The sequence below is a fragment of the Streptomyces sp. NPDC047880 genome, assembly GCF_040706515.1.
Taxonomy (GTDB): Bacteria; Actinomycetota; Actinomycetes; order Streptomycetales; family Streptomycetaceae; genus Streptomyces.
Genome location: NZ_JBEZOK010000022.1, coordinates 1 through 16,231, shown reverse-complemented (window position 1 = coordinate 16,231; position 16,231 = coordinate 1). Strand labels below are relative to the sequence as shown.

The window sequence follows — 16,231 nt, the reverse complement described above, 5'->3', positions numbered from 1 at the left end:
CCCGGCCCCCGCTGGGCCTCACTCCGGCCTGAGGGCCGTGAGCGTGCGCTCGCCCGCGGGGTCGCCTGCCGTGGCCGGGACGAGGGCTATCTCGTCGAGTCCGGCCTCGGCGTAGGCGGCCATGCGGGCGCGGACGGTGCCGGCGTCGCCCACGAGGGCGACGGTGCCCGCGGCCTCGGGCGGCAGGGCGCGCAGCAGGGTGTCCGGGTCGGCGCCCTTGGCGGCCAGCTCGACGACCTCGGCGAACCCCGCGTCGACGAACATGTCGCTGTAGCCCGGCACGGCGAGGTAGCCGACGACGCTGCGCAGGACCTGGGTGAGCGACTCCGGCTCGGGGTCCACGGCGGCGGGCAGCCAGGCGGCCAGCCGGGGCGGCGTACGGCCCGCCTTCTCGGCCGCGGCGAGCATCCGGGCCCGCAGCATGCGGACCTGCTCGGGCGAGACGATGTCGAGCAGCATCCGGTCGGCGTGCGCGACGGCCGCGGCGACCGCACGCTCCCCGAACGCCGCGACCGTGACCGTGCCGCCGGGCGGCGGGAGCCGGCGCGTGAAGCCGCTGCCGGGGACGACCGGCTCGCCGGGCACGCTGTGCATCAGCGCCCGCACGGCCGCCGCCGACTCCTCGAGGGCGGCGGCGGGCCGGGTGCGCGGCCGGCCGTGCACGCCCTCGGCGACGCGTTTGCTGGAGGTGCCCAGGGCCACGCCGACGGGCCGGCCGGTCACGGCCGCCGTGGAGGCGGCGCCCCGGACGATGGTCAGCGGGTCGCGCACCGACACCGGTACCGGCCCGGCGGTCAGCGCGGCCTGCCCGGTGGCCGCACCGATCGCCGTCGCCAGGACGAACGAGTCCCACGTGGGTCCCTCGCCCGCCCACACCTCCCGGTACCCGAGCCGGTCGGCGAGCACCGCGACGCGCAACGGCTCCTCGACCGGACTGTCGTCCTCCCGCCCCACCGCAACCACGCTCATGTCCATGACGGCGCCCGTACCCGGCCGATCACGCCGTAATCCGGGAGATCCACGGCGGGATCCGGGCGGTGATCGTCCCGGTGCCGCTCCGGAGATGTCCGGGAGGCACCCGCACGGGTAGCGTCCGGCACATGGACAGCGGGACGGACAGCGCACACGACAGCCAGGGCGCCGGGATCACCGTGCGGCGGGCGCTGGAACTGCCGGGGCTGCGCAGCGGGCTCCCCGAGGTGCTGGCGGGCGGCGAGCGGCTGGGGCGGACCGTGCGCTGGGTGCACGCCGGAGAGGTGCCGCACATCGCCTCGCTGCTCAAGGGCGGTGAACTGCTGCTGACCACGGGCTACGGCCTGGGCACCCGCCCCGCCGAACAGCGGGCGTTCGTACGCACCCTGGCCGAGCGCGGCATCGCGGCCCTGGTCGTGGAGCTCGGCCCGCGCTTCACCCGGCTGCCCGCGGCCCTCGTCGACACGGCGCGCGCGGCCGGGCTGCCACTGGTCCAGCTGCACCGCGAGGTGGCGTTCGTCACGGTCACGGAGGAGGTGCACACCGAGATCGTCAACGGCCACTACGCCCTGTTGCAGCGGGCCGAGGAGGTGCACCGGCGGTGCACGCAGGCCGTGCTGGGCGGCGGCGGGGTGCCCCAGGTGCTCGGCATCCTGGCCGACTTCGCCGCCAATCCCGTGTTCCTGGAGACGGCGGACGGTCAGTTGCTGTATGCCGCCGGGGCCGGTCCCGAGGGCGCGGACCCGCTCCAGGTGTGGGAGGGGCTGCGCGGCCAGCACAAGGACGAGCCGCCGCTCGCGGGGTCGGTCCTGGTGGACGTGCCGGGCGGCGGGCCCGGCAGCGGGGGCGTCCGGGCGCGTCTGGTCCTGCTGCCGGTGCGCACGTCCATGGCGCCGGTGCACCGGATGGCGGCCGAGCGGGCCGCGGGCATCCTGGCCGTGGTGCTGATGCAGGCCCGCCAGGAGGAGGAGCTGGCGGCGCGCGGGCGGGGCGACTTCCTCACCGATCTGGCCGAGGGCCGCATCACGCCCGAGGACGCCCCGGCGCAGGCCCGGGTGCTGGGTTTCCGGCCGGGCGAGGGGCCGCTGCTGCCGGTGGTCATGCGGCTCGGGGAAGCACTGGCCCCGGGTGGGGGAGGCTGGGGCGTGCCGGCCCGGGCCATCTCGGAGGAGCTGTCGGCGGTCGGCGTGCCGGTCCTGCTCGGCGTACGGCCGGTGGAGGGCCGGGTGCTGGTGCTGCTCGGGCTGCGTGCGGAGTCGGAGCGGGCGGCGGTCGCGGACCGGGTCGCGGCGGCCTTGCGCGCCGGTGTGGAACGGGCCGGGATGCCGCGGCCGGGCGGGCAGGCGCCCGTGGTGGTCGTGGGGATGGCCGGTGGCTGGCAGGCGGCCGCCTCGGGCCTGCGGCACGCGGCCGAGACGGCCACGGCGGCCCAGGGCCTCGAGGACCGGCCCTGGTACGACGCCCGTCGTCTCGACATCGACCTGCTGCTGTGGCGGCTGCGCGACCACCCCGACCTGGCGGCCTTCGTGGAGCGGGCCGTCGGCCCGCTGCTCGAGCACGACCGGCGTTCCCGGCCGCCGCTGCTGCCCACGTTGACGACCTACCTCGCCCATGCGGGGCGCAAGGCGGAGACGGCCCGGGAGCTGCACCTGAACCGGCAGACCCTGTACAACCGCCTGGCGCGCATCGGGGAGTTGCTGGGCACGGACCTCGACGACCCGCAGACGGTCCTGGCCCTGAGCCTGGCCCTGCGGGCCCGCAGGCACGTCCCGTAGTGCCCTAGGAGAGGGGGCGGGGCTGGGTCAACTCGTCGTACACGCTGAGCACTTGGGCGACCGTCTCGTCCTCGGTCGGCCAGGTGGCGGCCTGCCTGGTGCCCCTGGCCGTCAGCAGGTCCCGGCGCGCCCGGTCGCCGAGCAGCCGTACGACGGCGTCGGCGAGGGCCTTCGCGTCGCCGTACGGGACGAGTTCGGCCGCGTCGCCGACGAGTTCGGGGATGCCGCCGACGTCGGTCGCGACGAGCGGCACACGCGCGTGGAGGGCCTCCTGGGCTAGGACGGAGCGGGCCTCCCAACGGCTCGGCAACAGGGCCAGGTCGGCGGCGGCGAGCAGGTCGGTGACGTCGTCGCGTCGCCCGATGAGCCGGACCGGCAGGCCCTCCTCCTCGATGCGGCCCTGGAGTTCACCGCGCAGCCGCCCCTCCCCGGCGATCACGACCAGGGGCACGGGATCGAGCCGGCGCCAGGCGCGCGCGGCGTCCAGCAGGACGTCGTACCCACGGTGCCGTTCCAGGGAGCCGACGGCCATCAGCAACGGCCTTCCGATGGCGCCGAGTTCGGCGCGCACCTTGGGCCGGAGCCGGTCGGGGTCGTCGGGTTCGAGGGGCCTCTTGGGACCGGGCAGCGCGACGGCGGCGAGCCGGGCGTCCCGCGCGCCGGTGAGCCGGGCGCGGTCCACGAGTGGCGAGGACGTCCCGAGCACCACGGTGGCCGCCTTCACGACCCGGCGCTCCAGCGCCCGCAGCATGTGGGCACGGGCCCCGTCGGCGTGTGCCCGGTCGTGCCAGGTCACGACCAGCGGAGTGCCCACGCGCCGGCCGCTGAGGGCGAGCACGGTGCGGAAGGAGGCGTGCAGTCCGTGCGCGTGCACCAGATCGGCGTGGGCGCAGGCCGCGCGCAGCGCCGCCACCGACACCGGGTCGCTGCTGCGCGGCACGTGCACGTGGTCGGCGCCGACGCCGCTGAAGTCATAGGCGCGGTCGGCCTCGTAGGGGGCGCACACCGTGACTTTCACGCCCCGCGCGACGAGCCCCGCGGCCAGCGAGCGCACATGCGCGCTGCTGGCGGCATTGCCTCCGCCGAGCACCTGCACGGTGCGCAGCGGCGGCTGGCCATGCGGTGAGTGGCTGCTCACGGGGGTCACCTGGCCGGGCTCCTGGTTCGGGTCGGGCGGTCACGACGCGGTTTTCGCACGCGTACTCCGCCAAGGATGCCAGGACGCAGGGGGGTTCCGGGAACACCGGGAGGGCGGCAGCGCCGGGCGCACGGGGGGCCGACAGAAGCAGGTCACCCACACGAGTGACAAAGACATCGCGGCGGAGTAATCGCACATCCGATGCCCGCTTCACCCGAACCGTCGTTTCCGGCCACCGGCCCCGCCGCTGTCAGTGGCCTCCGCCATAATGCGCGGCCCTGCCCGCCGGGCGAGTGCCCCGAGGACACCCGCCCTTCCGGACGCGCTAGCCGTCCGCCCGGGCCGCCGCCAGCAGTTCCTCCGCGTGTGCGCGGGCCGTCTCGGAGTCCTCCTGGCCAGCGAGCATGCGCGACAGCTCCCGGACCCGGTCCTCGCCCTCGAGGACCTTGACTCCGGAGCGGGTCACGGACCCGTCGTTGGTCTTCTCGACCAGCAGCTGGCGGTCGGCGAAGGCGGCGACCTGCGGCAGGTGGGTCACGACCACGACCTGCGCGGTCTTCGCCAGGCGGGCCAGCCGACGGCCGATCTCGACCGCCGCCTTGCCGCCCACACCCGCGTCGACCTCGTCGAACAGGTACGTCGGCACGGGGTCCGTCCCCGCGAACACGACCTCCACGGCCAGCATCACCCGCGACAGCTCACCGCCGGACGCGCCCTTCGCGATCGGCCGGGGCGGTGCGCCCGGGTGCGGGGCCAGCAGCAGCTCGACCTCGTCGGCGCCCGCGGGACCGTAGGCGACCGTACGGCCGCCCACCTCGACGCCGTCGGGGTCCTCGGTCTGCCGGATGTCGAAGGACACGCGCGCGTGCGGCATGGCGAGCGAGGCCAGCTCGGCGGTCACGGCGGCGGCGAACCGCTCGGCGGCCTCCGTGCGGGCGTCCGTCAAGGCCTGCGCCAGCCCGCCCAGTTCGGACCGCAGGGCGTCCCGCTCGGCCGTCAGCTCCCCGATCCGCTCGTCGTCGCCCTCGAGTTCGGTGAGCCGCGCGGCGCTCTGCTCGGCCCAGGCCAGCACGGAGGCGATGTCCTCGCCGTACTTGCGCGTCAGCCCGGTGAGCGCGGCCCGCCGCTCCTCGACGGCCGCGAGCCGCAGCGGATCGGCGTCCAGATCGTCGGCGTACCCGGCCAGGTCGCCCGCCGCGTCCCGCAGCAGGATCCCGATCTCCCCGACGCGGTCGGCGAGCGCGGCCAGCGCCGAATCGTGCGACCGTACGGCGTCCAGAGCCCGCTGGGCGCCCGCGACGAGCGTCCCGGCGTCGACGCCCTCCGGGTCCTCGGGATTGCCCGCGAGCGCGGCGTGAGCGGCCGCCGCGGCCGATGCCAGCGCCTCGGCGTGCCCGAGCCGCTCGGCCTCCTCCGCCAGCTCCACGTCCTCGCCGGCGCGGGGTTCGACGGCGGCGATCTCGTCGAGCCCGAAGCGCAGCAGGTCGGCCTCCTGGGCCCGTTCCCGCGCCCGGGTGGTGATCTCGTCGAGTTCGGCGGCCACGGCCCGCAGCCTCTTGTACGCCTCGCCGTACTTGGCCAGCGGCCCGGCGACCGCGTCGCCCGCGTACCGGTCGAGCGCCTGCCGCTGCCGGGACAGTTTGAGCAGCCCCTGCTGGTCGGTCTGACCGTGCACGGCCACCAGTTCGTCTGCGAGCTCGGCCAGGACGCCCACGGGCACGCTGCGTCCGCCCAGGTGCGCCCGCGAGCGCCCCTCGGCGGAGACGGTACGGCTGATCAGCAGGGCCCCGTCGTCGAGCTCGGCCCCGGCCTCCTCGGCGCGTACGGCGACCGAGGCGTCCCGGGGGACGGTGATGCGCCCCTCCACGACGGCCTTGCCGGCGCCGATCCGCACGAGCGCCGGGTCGGCCCGCCCGCCCAGCAGCAACCCCAGGCTGGTGACCACCATGGTCTTGCCCGCACCCGTCTCACCGGTGACCGCGGTGAACCCGGGCGACAGCTCGACGACAGCGTCGTCGATCACGCCCAGCGACCGTATCCGCATCTCCTCCAACACGGACACGACCTTACGAGGTCCGGGCCTGCTAGTGCGACTGGCCCGCCCCTGTCACCCACGAGAGTGGTGATCGGCCCCCTTGGGAGCGCGGCGAACCGCGCGACAAGCCACAGAGCGCCCGCATCCGCCGACGACGAGCACCCACCCTTAATGAGGGGCGCCCCGCCACCCGGAGACGGGCAGCGCGAACTTGGCCACCAGCCGGTCCGTGAAGGACGCGTGATGCAGCCGCGCCAGCCGCACCGGCACGGCCCCCCGCCGCACCTCCACCCGCGCCCCCGCCGGCAACTCCACCGTCCGCCGCCCGTCACACCACAGCACCCCGGGCGGAATGTGGGGCAGAACCTCCACAGCCAACACGGAATCCGGCGATGTCACGAGCGGCTTGGCGAACAACGCGTGCGCGGAGATCGGCACCATCAGCAGCGCCTCGACCTCCGGCCACACCACCGGCCCGCCCGCCGAGAAGGCGTACGCCGTCGACCCCGTGGGCGTGGCGCACACGATCCCGTCGCAGCCGAAGCCCGTGACCGGCCGGCCGTCGATCTCCAGGACGATCTCCAGCATCCGCTCGGCGGACACCTTCTGCACGGCCGCCTCGTTCAGCGCCCAGTCCGTGTGCACGATGTCGCCGTTCTGGTGCACCACGACGTCGACGGTCATCCGCTCCTCGACCTCGTACGCCTTGGTCACCACCCGGTCGACGACCTTGTCGAGGTCGTCCCGCTCGGCCTCCGCGAGGAACCCGACGCGCCCGAGATTGACGCCGAGCATCGGCACGCCCGAGGCCCGCGCGAACTCGGCGCCGCGCAGCAGCGTGCCGTCGCCGCCCAGCACGATCAGCAGCTCGCACCCGTCGAGGCACTGCGGAGTGGCCTCCTTGACCAGCTCCACCTCCGTCGGCAGCGGCAGGTCGCGCGCCTCGGCCTCCAGGACGCGCACGCCGAGGCCAGAGCGCAGCAGCCCCTTCACGACGAGCTCGGCACTGCGCACGGCCGCGGGCCGGCCCGTGTGGGCGAGCAGGAAAACAGTACGAGCTCGGTTCTCGGTCAACGCGGCCCCTCCGCCACTGCACGGTCTGCCTCGGCCGGGTCCAGTTCCGGTGCCCCGGACCGCAGCCACAGAAAGTATTCGACATTCCCCGACGGCCCGGGCAGCGGACTGGCCGTCACGCCCTTCACCCCGAGCCCCAGCCCCCAGGCTTTCGCGGCCACCCCCCGGACCGCTTCGGCGCGCAGCTGGGTGCTGCGTACCACTCCCCCGCTGCCGAGGCGCTCCTTACCCACCTCGAACTGCGGCTTGACCATCATCACCAGATCGGCGTCCGGCTTCACGCACCGCACCAGGGCGGGCAGGACCAGCCCGAGCGGGATGAAGGACAGATCCCCCACGACAAGATCCACTGGCTCCCCATCGATCGCTTCAAGCGTCAACTCGCGTACGTTCGTACGGTCCTTGACGGTGACGCGTTCATCCTTCTGGAGGGACCACGCGAGTTGTCCGTATCCGACGTCCACGGCGACGACGTGGGCCGCGCCCGCGCGCAGCAGGACGTCGGTGAAACCGCCGGTGGAAGCGCCCGCGTCGAGCGCCCTGCGCCCTTCGACGGCCAGCCCCTGAGGGCCGAAGACCGCGAGCGCGCCGGCCAGCTTGTGACCGCCGCGCGAGACGTAGTCGGGATCGCTGTCGTCCTGGGCCACGACGATCGCGGCCGCGGTCTCGACCTGCGTGGCGGGTTTGGTCGCGACGGTCTTGCCGACGGAGACCCGCCCCGCGGCGATCAGCTGCGCGGCGTGCTCACGCGAACGCGCGAGCTTCCGGCGGACCAGCTCCGCGTCCAGACGGCGACGTGCGACTCCTGCCACGTTCGGTTCAGCTCCTAGGTCCAGGCGGCGTCGGGGGCGCCGGAGGTCCCGGGCGGGCGTCGAGCGCGGTGAGCGCGTCGCGCAGCCCCCGGTGTACATCCTCGTACACCTCGACATGCCCGTCCGTGGCGAGGTGGTCGGCGTCGCCGAGCCGGTCCAGGGCGGCGTCCACACCGGCGTCACCGGTGGGCGTGCGGGGCACGTTCAGGGGCGCGGGGGCGGCGGGGTCGTACGCCGGCTTCTCCTCCGCCGCCGGAGGGGCCTCGGGAACTGCGTCGTCCATGCCCCGACGCTACCGCGAACCGCTGCGGTACCGTCGACCGCGATGGCCACGATCGAGGAGTGCCGCAGCGCACTCGACAAGCTTTCGGACAACATGCAGCGCGCCGAAGGGGACGTCCGCGACGCCGCGGCCCTGGACCGCTCGGTGAGCTGCCACATCACGGACCTCGACGTCACCTTCGTCGGCCGCATGCAGGGCGGGCGGATCGAGGTGCACGACACCGTGCCGGGACCGCCTCCCGGCAGGGCCGAGATCAGACTCGCCATGACCGGCGACGACCTCGTGGTCCTGGTGGGCGGCGAGCTGAGCTTCGCCAAGGCCTGGGGCTCCGGCCGGGTGAGGCTGCACGCGGGCGTGCGGGACCTGCTCCAGCTCAGGAAGCTTCTGTAGCCGCGACCTTCCCGCCCGCGGTCCCGGCCCGGGCCTTGCGGGCCGCCGGCACGACCAGCGGGGTGCCCGTCTCCGGGTCGTCGATGACCTGGCAGCGCAGCCCGAAGACCTCCTCGACCAGCTCGGCCGTGACGATGTCCTTCGGCGCGCCCTCGGCGATGACCCGGCCCTCGCGCAGGGCGATGAGGTGGGTGGCGTAGCGGGCGGCGTGGTTGAGGTCGTGCAGCACGGCGACGAGCGTGCGGCCCTGCTCCTCGTGCAGCTCCGCGCACAGGTCCAGCACGTCGATCTGGTGCTGGATGTCCAGGTACGTCGTCGGCTCGTCGAGCAGCAGCAGGGGCGTCTGCTGGGCGAGGGCCATGGCGATCCACACGCGTTGGCGCTGGCCGCCGGAGAGCTCGTCGACGTAGCGGTCGCCGAGCTCGGCGACGCCGGTCTGCCGCATGGATTCCTGGACGACCCGCTCGTCGTCGGCCGACCACTGGCGCAGGATGCCCTGGTGCGGGTAGCGGCCGCGGCCGACCAGGTCGGCGACGGTGATGCCGTCGGGCGCGATGGACGACTGGGGCAGCAGGCCGAGGGTCCGCGCGACCTTCTTCGCGGGCATCGACTGGATGACGTTCCCGTCGAGCAGCACCCGGCCCTCGCTCGGCTTGAGCATCCGCGACAGTGCCCGCAGCAGCGTCGACTTGCCGCAGGCGTTCGGGCCGACGATCACCGTGAACGACCGGTCGGGTATCTCCACCGACAGCCGCTCGGCGATGACCCGCTGGTCGTAGGCGAGGGTGACGTTCTCGGCGGACAGGCGGTTCACGGGGCTCCCTTGGTAGTTCAGTCCGCTGCTGGTGCTGCTCTCGGCGCTCTGGCCCGCCCTCATATGCGGCCCGCCCTGCGCTCGCTGACCAGCAGCCACAGCAGGTAGACCCCGCCGAGCACACCGGTCACCACGCCCACGGGCAACTGCTCCGCGCCGAACGCCCGCTGCGAGACCCAGTCGGCGACGACCAGCAGGGCGGCGCCCATGCACAGCGAGGCCAGCAGGTTGGGCCCGGGCGAGCGGGTCAGGCGCCGGGCCAGCTGCGGCGCGGTGAGCGCGACGAAGCTGACCGGCCCGGCCGCGGCGGTGGCGGACGCGGTGAGCAGCACGGCCGCGACCATGAGCAGCAGCCGTACCCGCTCGACCCGCACCCCGAGGGCGTACGACACGTCGTCGCCCATCTCCATCATCCGCAGCCCGCGCGCGTTGACGAGGACGAGCGGCACCAGCACGGCGGTCAGCGCGAGCAGCGGCCACACATGGTCCCAGTCCCGGCCGTCGAGGGACCCGGTCATCCACACCACCGCACGGGCCGCGTCCACGATGTCGGACTTGGTCAGCAGATAGCCGTTGACCGCCGTGACGATCGCGGACACGCCGATGCCGACCAGGACCAGCCGGTAGCCGTGCACGCCCCGCTTCCAGGCGAGCACGTAGATGGCGAGCCCGGTCACCAGTCCCCCGGCCAGCGCCCCGGCGGCGACCTGGTTCGCACTGCCGGAGGTCAGCACGATCACCGCGAGCGCGCCGGCCGTCGCCCCCTGCCCGAGGCCGAGCACGTCCGGACTGCCCAGCGGATTACGGGAGATGGCCTGGAACAGCGCGCCGCCGAGTCCGAGCGAGGCGCCGACCAGCAGCCCGACCAGGACCCGCGGCAGCCGCAACTCGTTGACGATGAACTCCTGGCCCGGGTTGCCCTCGCCGACCAGCGTCCGCAGCACGTCGGCGGCCGGGATCGGGAAGTCGCCGGTGCCGATCAGCACGACACTCGCCACGAGCGCCGCGACGAGCAGCAGGAGCACGACGGTGACGGCCCGCACGTCCAGGCGTATCGAGAGCCCGCCGGTCCGCACGGCACGGTTGGTGGTCTTCACAGCTGGGCCGTCCTCCGCCGTCGTACGAGGAAGATGAACACCGGCCCGCCGAGGATCGCGGTGACGATGCCCACCTGGAGCTCCGAGGGCCGGGCCACGATCCGGCCGAGGACGTCGGCGCCGAGCAGCAGCACGGGCGACAGGATCGCCGCGTACGGCAGGATCCAGCGCAGGTCGGGCCCGGTGAACGAGCGCACCGCATGCGGCACCATCAGCCCGACGAACACGATCGGCCCGCAGGCGGCGGTCGCGGCCCCGCACAGCACGGTCGCGGCCAGCATGGACAGCGCCCGCGTGCGGTTGAGGTCGGCGCCGAGCGCCTTGGCGGTGTCGTCGCCCATGGCCATCGCGTTCAGCGGCCGGGCCAGGACCAGCGCCAGGACCGTACCGGTCAGCAGGAACGGCAGGACCTGCGTGATGGTCGAGTTGGTCGCCGAGGCCAGCGAACCGACCGTCCAGAAGCGCATCTTGCCGAGCGCCGCCTCGTCCATGATCATCACGGCCTGGAGGTAGCCGTACAGGGCGGCGCTGATCGCCGTGCCGGCGAGCGCGAGCCGCACCGGCGTGGCGCCCCGGCTGCCGCCGAGGAACCAGACCAGCGCCCCGACCGCGGCCGCGCCGAAGAACGCGAACCAGACGTAGCCGGTGAGCGAGGTGACCCCGAAGTACGTGATGGCCGTGACGACCGCGGCGGAGGCGCCCGCGTTGATGCCGAGCAGTCCCGGGTCGGCCAGCGGGTTGCGGGTGAGGGCCTGGAGCACCGCTCCGGCCAGACCGAGAGCCGCGCCCGCGAGCAGCCCGAGCAGCGTCCGCGACAGCCGCTCCGCCACGACCACATCGCCGTAGGTCCCCGAGTCCTCGAACAGGCCGTGCCAAACCTGCCCGAGAGACAGCTCCTTCGCCCCGATCGTGATACTCGCCAGCGCGACGAGCACCAGGATCGCCACGGACAGGAGCAGCCCGAAGGCTCGCACCGCCCGTCGGGTGGGGGGCGCGGGGGCGGTATCCGCGCTCGGTTCGGGGGGACTCTCGACCAACACGCAGTTAGGTTAGCCTACCCTCGCATTCGAGCACGATGCGGATGGCCGCCCCGGTCCCGGGCCCCGCCCGGGCAGTGACAGGCGCTCAGATACCCAGCCGCGCCAGCGCCTTCCCCCCGTCCAGCTCGCACACACCTTCACCGGCCGCCGTCCAGGCCACGGCACACAGCGCACGCAGCCCGTCCAGGGCCGCCCCCTCCCCGTCGAGCTCAAGCCGGTCCGAGCCGGCCGCCGCCGTCCAGCCACCGCACCGGAACGCACCCTCACCCGCGTCGACGACCTCCGGCTGGCTCCCGAGCATCCCCCGCAGATCGGCGTCCACATACGTCGGCCGGTGCTGCGGCGGCGCGGCCAGCAGCTGCGCGCCGTCGGTCACGCCGGTCAGGACGAGCAGCGAGTCGACCTCCCCGTTGAACGCGCCCTCGATGTCCGTGTCCAGCCGGTCCCCGACCACCAGTGGCCGCTGCGCCCCGGTCCGCAGGATGGTCTCGCGGTGCATCGGCGGCAGCGGCTTGCCCGCGACCTGCGGCTCCGCACCCGTGGCGATCCGGACGACCTCCACCGCCGCCCCATTGCCCGGAGCGATGCCCCGCCCGCTCGGAATCGTCAGGTCGGTGTTGGAAGCGAACCACGGCACACCCCGCGCCACCGCGTAGGAGGCCTCGGCGAAGCGCCCCCACGGCAGGTCGGCGCCACCGAACCCCTGCACCACCGCCGCCGGGTCGTCGTCCGCCGACTCCACGGGCACCAGCCCCCGTTCACGCAGCGCGACCCGCAGCCCCTCACCGCCGATCACCAGCACCCTGGCGCCCTGCGGCACCTGCTCGCTGATCAGCCGCGCGACGGCCTGCGCCGAGGTGATGACGTCCTGCGCGCCCGTCGGTATCCCCAGCTCGGTCAGATGCGCTGCCACGGCGTCGGGCGTCCGCAGCGCGTTGTTCGTCACGTACGCCAGGCGCATCCCGCCCTCCCGGGCCGTGGCCAGCGACTCGACCGCGTGCGCGATCGCGCTCCCGCCCGCGTACACGACACCGTCGAGATCGAGCAGCGCCGTGTCGTACGCCTCGCTCAGGGCCTGCCCACTGCCCTCGGGTCTCGTCCTGACGCTTCGGCTCATCCCGCATCGCTCCTCGTTCGACGGCTTTCCCCCGATCATCCCCCATGCCACCGACAGCCGTACGATGCCGGGATGAACTCAGCAGGTCACTCGGAGGCAACGACGCACCGAGGCCTGGAACTCACCCCGTTCCGAGGCCTTCGTTACGACCCCCACCGGGTCGGCAGCCTTGCCGCCGTCACATCTCCCCCGTACGACGTCGTGGTGCGCCCCGACGGCCTGCACCACCTCGAGTCGGCCGATCCGTACAACATCGTCCGTCTGATCCTCCCCCAGGCCGCCACGCCCAGCGCACGCAACGAGCGGGCCGCCGACACCCTGCGCCGCTGGCTGTCCGAGGGCATCCTGACCACCGATCCGGAACCGGGCCTCTACGTCTACGAGCAGCAGGACGGCAACGGCATGCTGCAACGCGGCATCATCGGTGCCCTGCGCGTGTCGGATCCGGACGAGCAGCTGGTGCTGCCGCACGAGGACGTCATGCCGCACGTCGTCGCCGACCGCGCGGCCCTCATGCGGGCCACCTCGGCCAACCTCGAACCCCTCCTGCTCACCTACCGGGGCGACGGGGCGACGACCGCCACAGCCGATCTGATCGAGCGCACCGCGACCCTGCCGCCGCTCCTGGCCACCACCACGGAGGACGGTTTCCGCCACCGCCTGTGGTCGGTCACCGCCTCCGAGGACCTGGCGACGATCCAGAGGGATCTCGGCCGGCACCAGGCCCTGATCGCCGACGGCCATCACCGCTGGGCGACCTACCGCCGCCTCCGCGCGGAGCACCCCTCCCCCAGCCCGTGGGACCACGGCCTGGTCCTCCTCGTCGACACGGCCCGCTACCCCTTGCGGGTCCGTGCCATCCACCGCCTCCTGCACGACCTCCCGGTCGCCGACGCCGTGGCCGCGCTGGAGGGGCACTTCCGCGTGCGCCGCCTCGACGTCCCGCTGTCCGAGGCCTTGCAGACACTGGCCGACGCGGCCTGCGCCGGCAACGCCTTCCTGCTGGCGGGCGACGGCGCGTTCCACCTCGTCGACCGCCCGGACCCGGATCTGCTGGCCCGTACGGTGCCCGCCGACCGCCCCACGGCCTGGCGCACCCTGGACGCGACGGTCCTGCACGCCACGCTCCTCGACCACGTCTGGCGCATCCCCGAGGACTCCCCGGCCCACATCGCCTACATCCACGACACGGCTGCGACGGTCGAGAAGGCGGAACGGGACGGCGGAACGGCCGTCCTGATGCACCCGGTCCGCGAGGAGGTCGTGCGCGAGCTGGCCCGCCAGGGCGTGACGATGCCCCGCAAGTCGACGTCGTTCGGCCCGAAACCGGCGACGGGCCTGGTCCTGCGGGCGCTGGACCTCTGACGGGAGCTCCGGGCCGGCCCGGACACGCGGAAGGGGCGGGACCCCGAGTGCCTCACGGCCCGGGATCCCGCCCCTTCTTCTGTTCCGCGGTCCTGCTGTCCTGCTGTTCTTCTGTTGCTCTGTGCGGACGTCAGTCCTTGTGGTTCTGGCCCTCGTCCTCGTCCGCCTTGGGCGAGGACGGAGCCTCGTCGTTCTCGTCCTCGTCGTCCTCGACCATTGCGTCCATGAACTCCACACCGTCCAGCTCGGCGAGCCGGTCCGAGGCGTCGGTGCTGCCGTCGCGGTCGGCCTCGACGGCCTTCGCGAACCACTCCCGCGCCTCGCTCTCACGCCCTGCCGCGAGCAGCGCGTCGGCGTAGGCGTACCTCAGGCGCGCCGTCCACGGCTGCACGGAGTTCGCAGCCAGCTCCGGGCTCTGCAGCGTCACGATGGCCGCGTCCAGCTGCCCCATGTCCCGCCGCGCACCGGCGGCGACGAGCCGCATCTCGACCTGACCGGCCTTGTCGAGCTTGTGCACCTCGGGCGCGCCGGCCATGTCCAGGGCCTTCTCCGGCCGGCCGAGGCCGCGCTCGCAGTCGGCCATGACAGGCCACAGGTCGATGTTCCCGGTCATCCGCTTGGCGGCCCGGAACTCGGCCAGCGCCTCGCCGTACTTCTGACTGGCGTAGGCGGCGAACCCGGCGGCTTCCCGTACGGCGGCGACACGCGACGCCAGCCGCAGCGCCACCCTGGAGTAGCCGTACGCGCCCTCGGGGTCCTCATCGAGAAGCCGCGCCACCATCACCAGGTTCCTGGCGACGTCGTCCGCGAGCGTCTTGGGCAGGCTCTGCAGCTCCTGCCGTACGTCCTTGTCGATCTCGTCGCCCGTGACGTCCTCGGGGATCGGCAGCCGCTTGATCGGCTCCCTGTCGCGGTCACGCTCCTCACGGAACCGGCCAGGGCCGCGCCGGTCGTCCCGGCCGCGGAAACCACCCCGGTCGCCGTCACGACGATCGCCGTCACGACGGAAGCCGCGGTCGCCACGGTCGTCACGCCGAGGCCCGCGCCCACCGCGGTCGTCGCGCCCGCGGAAGCCACCGCGCTCGCCGCGGTCGCCCCGGCTGTCGCGGTTGTCGCGGTTGTCGCGGTTGTCCTCCCGGCGGAAGTCACTGCGGGGGCCGTCCTCGCGCCGGAAGCCGGGGCGCCCGCCTCGGCCGCCCTCGTCCCGACGGAAGCCGCCGCGCTCCCCGCGGTCGTCCCCACGGCGCTCATCACGACGGTCGTCGCGCCGGTCGTCGCGGCCCCGGAAGCCACCGCGGTCGTCCCGGCCGCGGAAGCCGCCACGCTCGCCGCGGTCGCGGTCATCGCTGCGGAAGCCACGGTCGCGGTTGTCGTCGCGGCGGAAGCCGCCACGGTCCCGGTCGTCGCGACGGGGGAATCCCCCACGGTCGCCCTCGCGCCGCTCGCCACGCCGATCATCGTTCCGCTCGCCACGCCGATCATCGTTCCGCTCGCCACGCCGATCATCGCGTCGGTCGTCACGACGGTCGTCGCGGCGGAAGGCGGGACGGTCACCACGGTCGTCTCGGCGGAAGGGGGGACGGTCGCCGCGGTCGTCACGGCGGAAACCGCCCCGGTCACCACGGTCGTCCCTACGGGGACCGCGGTCACGGTCGTCACGCCGGCCGTACCCGCCGCCACGGTTGTCGTCGCGGCGGTCGTCACGACGGAAGGCCGGGCGCTCGCCACGGTCGTCCCGGTCGTCACGACGGAAGGGGGGACGGTCGCCGCGGTCGTCACGGCGGAAGGCGGGACGGTCACCACGGTCGTCCCTGCGGGGACCGCGGTCACGGTCGTCACGCCGGCCGTACCCGCCGCCACGGTTGTCGTCACGGCGGAAACCGCCACGGTCACCGCGGTCGGGACGGTCACCGCGGTCGCCGCGGTCGCCCTCACGACGCCCGTAAGCACCACGGTCGTTGCCGCCACGGTCGTTGTCGCGGCGGAAGCCTCCACGGTCGCCGCGGCCCCCGCGCTGACCGCCGCGGTCGTGCCGGTCGCTCCGGTCCCCCTCCCGTCGCCGCTGGTCGCGCTCCGGTCGGTCGTCGGGAGAGTTGGTGGACATGGTGACTCCTGTCTTCGGTACCGCAAGTCATTCTCGCGCAGCCGGGTGCCCAGCGCGCAGTGCAAAAACAAAAAGGACCCTTGGTCCCAGCTGAACGCTGGGACCAAGGGTCCTTCCAAAGATTGTTCGGCGGCGTCCTACTCTCCCACAGGGTCCCCCCTGCAGTACCATCGGCGCTGTAAGGCTTAGCTTCCGGGTTCGGAATGTAACCGGGC

14 protein-coding genes and 1 rRNA gene are annotated in these 16,231 nt (G+C 73.9%); 3 read left to right on the top strand and 12 right to left on the bottom strand.

All coding sequences use genetic code 11. The features are described 5' to 3' along the window. Positions 1–18: 18 nt before the first annotated feature. The gene (locus tag AB0937_RS27920) at positions 19–975 is read right to left on the bottom strand and encodes an LLM class F420-dependent oxidoreductase (protein WP_366715257.1); all 957 of its coding nucleotides are present in this window, start codon (positions 973–975) and stop codon (positions 19–21) included. 125 nt (positions 976–1,100) lie between these two features. Between AB0937_RS27920 and AB0937_RS27915 the strand changes: the two genes are divergently transcribed. Further along, positions 1,101–2,747 (top strand): PucR family transcriptional regulator, encoded by a 1,647-nt coding sequence (locus AB0937_RS27915; protein WP_366715255.1) that lies wholly within the window; start codon positions 1,101–1,103, stop codon positions 2,745–2,747. 4 nt (positions 2,748–2,751) lie between these two features. Here the strand turns inward: AB0937_RS27915 and AB0937_RS27910 are convergent, their stop codons facing one another. The 5 genes from AB0937_RS27910 to AB0937_RS27890 form a co-directional block, all read right to left on the bottom strand. Further along, a complete protein-coding gene (locus AB0937_RS27910; RefSeq protein ID WP_366715253.1) occupies positions 2,752–3,894 on the bottom strand; it encodes a glycosyltransferase family 4 protein in 1,143 nt (380 codons plus the stop codon). 316 nt (positions 3,895–4,210) lie between these two features. Then, positions 4,211–5,929 (bottom strand): DNA repair protein RecN, encoded by a 1,719-nt coding sequence (gene recN, locus AB0937_RS27905; RefSeq protein WP_366715472.1) that lies wholly within the window; start codon positions 5,927–5,929, stop codon positions 4,211–4,213. A gap of 159 nt (positions 5,930–6,088) precedes the next feature. Continuing rightward, a complete protein-coding gene (locus AB0937_RS27900) occupies positions 6,089–6,994 on the bottom strand; it encodes an NAD kinase (protein WP_366715251.1) in 906 nt (301 codons plus the stop codon). After that, positions 6,991–7,806, bottom strand: coding sequence for a TlyA family RNA methyltransferase (locus AB0937_RS27895; RefSeq protein ID WP_366715249.1), 816 nt, complete (start codon positions 7,804–7,806; stop codon positions 6,991–6,993). The genes AB0937_RS27900 and AB0937_RS27895 overlap by 4 nt, the downstream gene beginning before the upstream one ends. Positions 7,807–7,813: 7 nt before the next feature. Then, positions 7,814–8,089, bottom strand: a complete 276-nt coding sequence (locus tag AB0937_RS27890; RefSeq protein ID WP_366715247.1) for a hypothetical protein — start codon at positions 8,087–8,089, stop codon at positions 7,814–7,816. Between the two features lie 42 nt (positions 8,090–8,131). On the opposite strand from AB0937_RS27890, the gene AB0937_RS27885 reads away from it, so the two are divergent. Further along, the gene (locus AB0937_RS27885; protein ID WP_366715245.1) at positions 8,132–8,479 is read left to right on the top strand and encodes a sterol-binding protein; all 348 of its coding nucleotides are present in this window, start codon (positions 8,132–8,134) and stop codon (positions 8,477–8,479) included. On the opposite strand, the gene AB0937_RS27880 is transcribed toward AB0937_RS27885, so the two are convergent. From AB0937_RS27880 to AB0937_RS27865, 4 genes are all read right to left on the bottom strand, one after another. Continuing rightward, positions 8,463–9,293: an ABC transporter ATP-binding protein gene (locus AB0937_RS27880; protein WP_366715243.1), complete on the bottom strand. Its 831-nt coding sequence runs from the start codon at positions 9,291–9,293 to the stop codon at positions 8,463–8,465. The genes AB0937_RS27885 and AB0937_RS27880 overlap by 17 nt on opposite strands. A 59-nt stretch (positions 9,294–9,352) precedes the next feature. Next, positions 9,353–10,390, bottom strand: coding sequence for an iron chelate uptake ABC transporter family permease subunit (locus AB0937_RS27875; protein ID WP_366715241.1), 1,038 nt, complete (start codon positions 10,388–10,390; stop codon positions 9,353–9,355). Then, positions 10,387–11,430, bottom strand: a complete 1,044-nt coding sequence (locus AB0937_RS27870; protein ID WP_366715239.1) for an iron chelate uptake ABC transporter family permease subunit — start codon at positions 11,428–11,430, stop codon at positions 10,387–10,389. The genes AB0937_RS27875 and AB0937_RS27870 overlap by 4 nt, the downstream gene beginning before the upstream one ends. 85 nt (positions 11,431–11,515) lie before the next feature. Next, the gene (locus tag AB0937_RS27865) at positions 11,516–12,547 is read right to left on the bottom strand and encodes an HAD hydrolase-like protein (protein ID WP_366715237.1); all 1,032 of its coding nucleotides are present in this window, start codon (positions 12,545–12,547) and stop codon (positions 11,516–11,518) included. A gap of 72 nt (positions 12,548–12,619) precedes the next feature. Between AB0937_RS27865 and AB0937_RS27860 the strand changes: the two genes are divergently transcribed. Next, positions 12,620–13,912, top strand: coding sequence for a DUF1015 domain-containing protein (locus tag AB0937_RS27860; RefSeq protein ID WP_366715236.1), 1,293 nt, complete (start codon positions 12,620–12,622; stop codon positions 13,910–13,912). Positions 13,913–14,042: 130 nt separating this feature from the next. Here AB0937_RS27860 and AB0937_RS27855 read toward each other — a convergent pair whose 3' ends face one another. Next, complete coding sequence (locus AB0937_RS27855; protein ID WP_366715234.1) at positions 14,043–16,016, bottom strand: tetratricopeptide repeat protein; 1,974 nt, start codon at positions 16,014–16,016, stop codon at positions 14,043–14,045. 124 nt (positions 16,017–16,140) lie between these two features. Beyond that, positions 16,141–16,231: ribosomal RNA gene (gene rrf / locus AB0937_RS27850) — 5S ribosomal RNA — on the bottom strand; the annotation flags it as partial.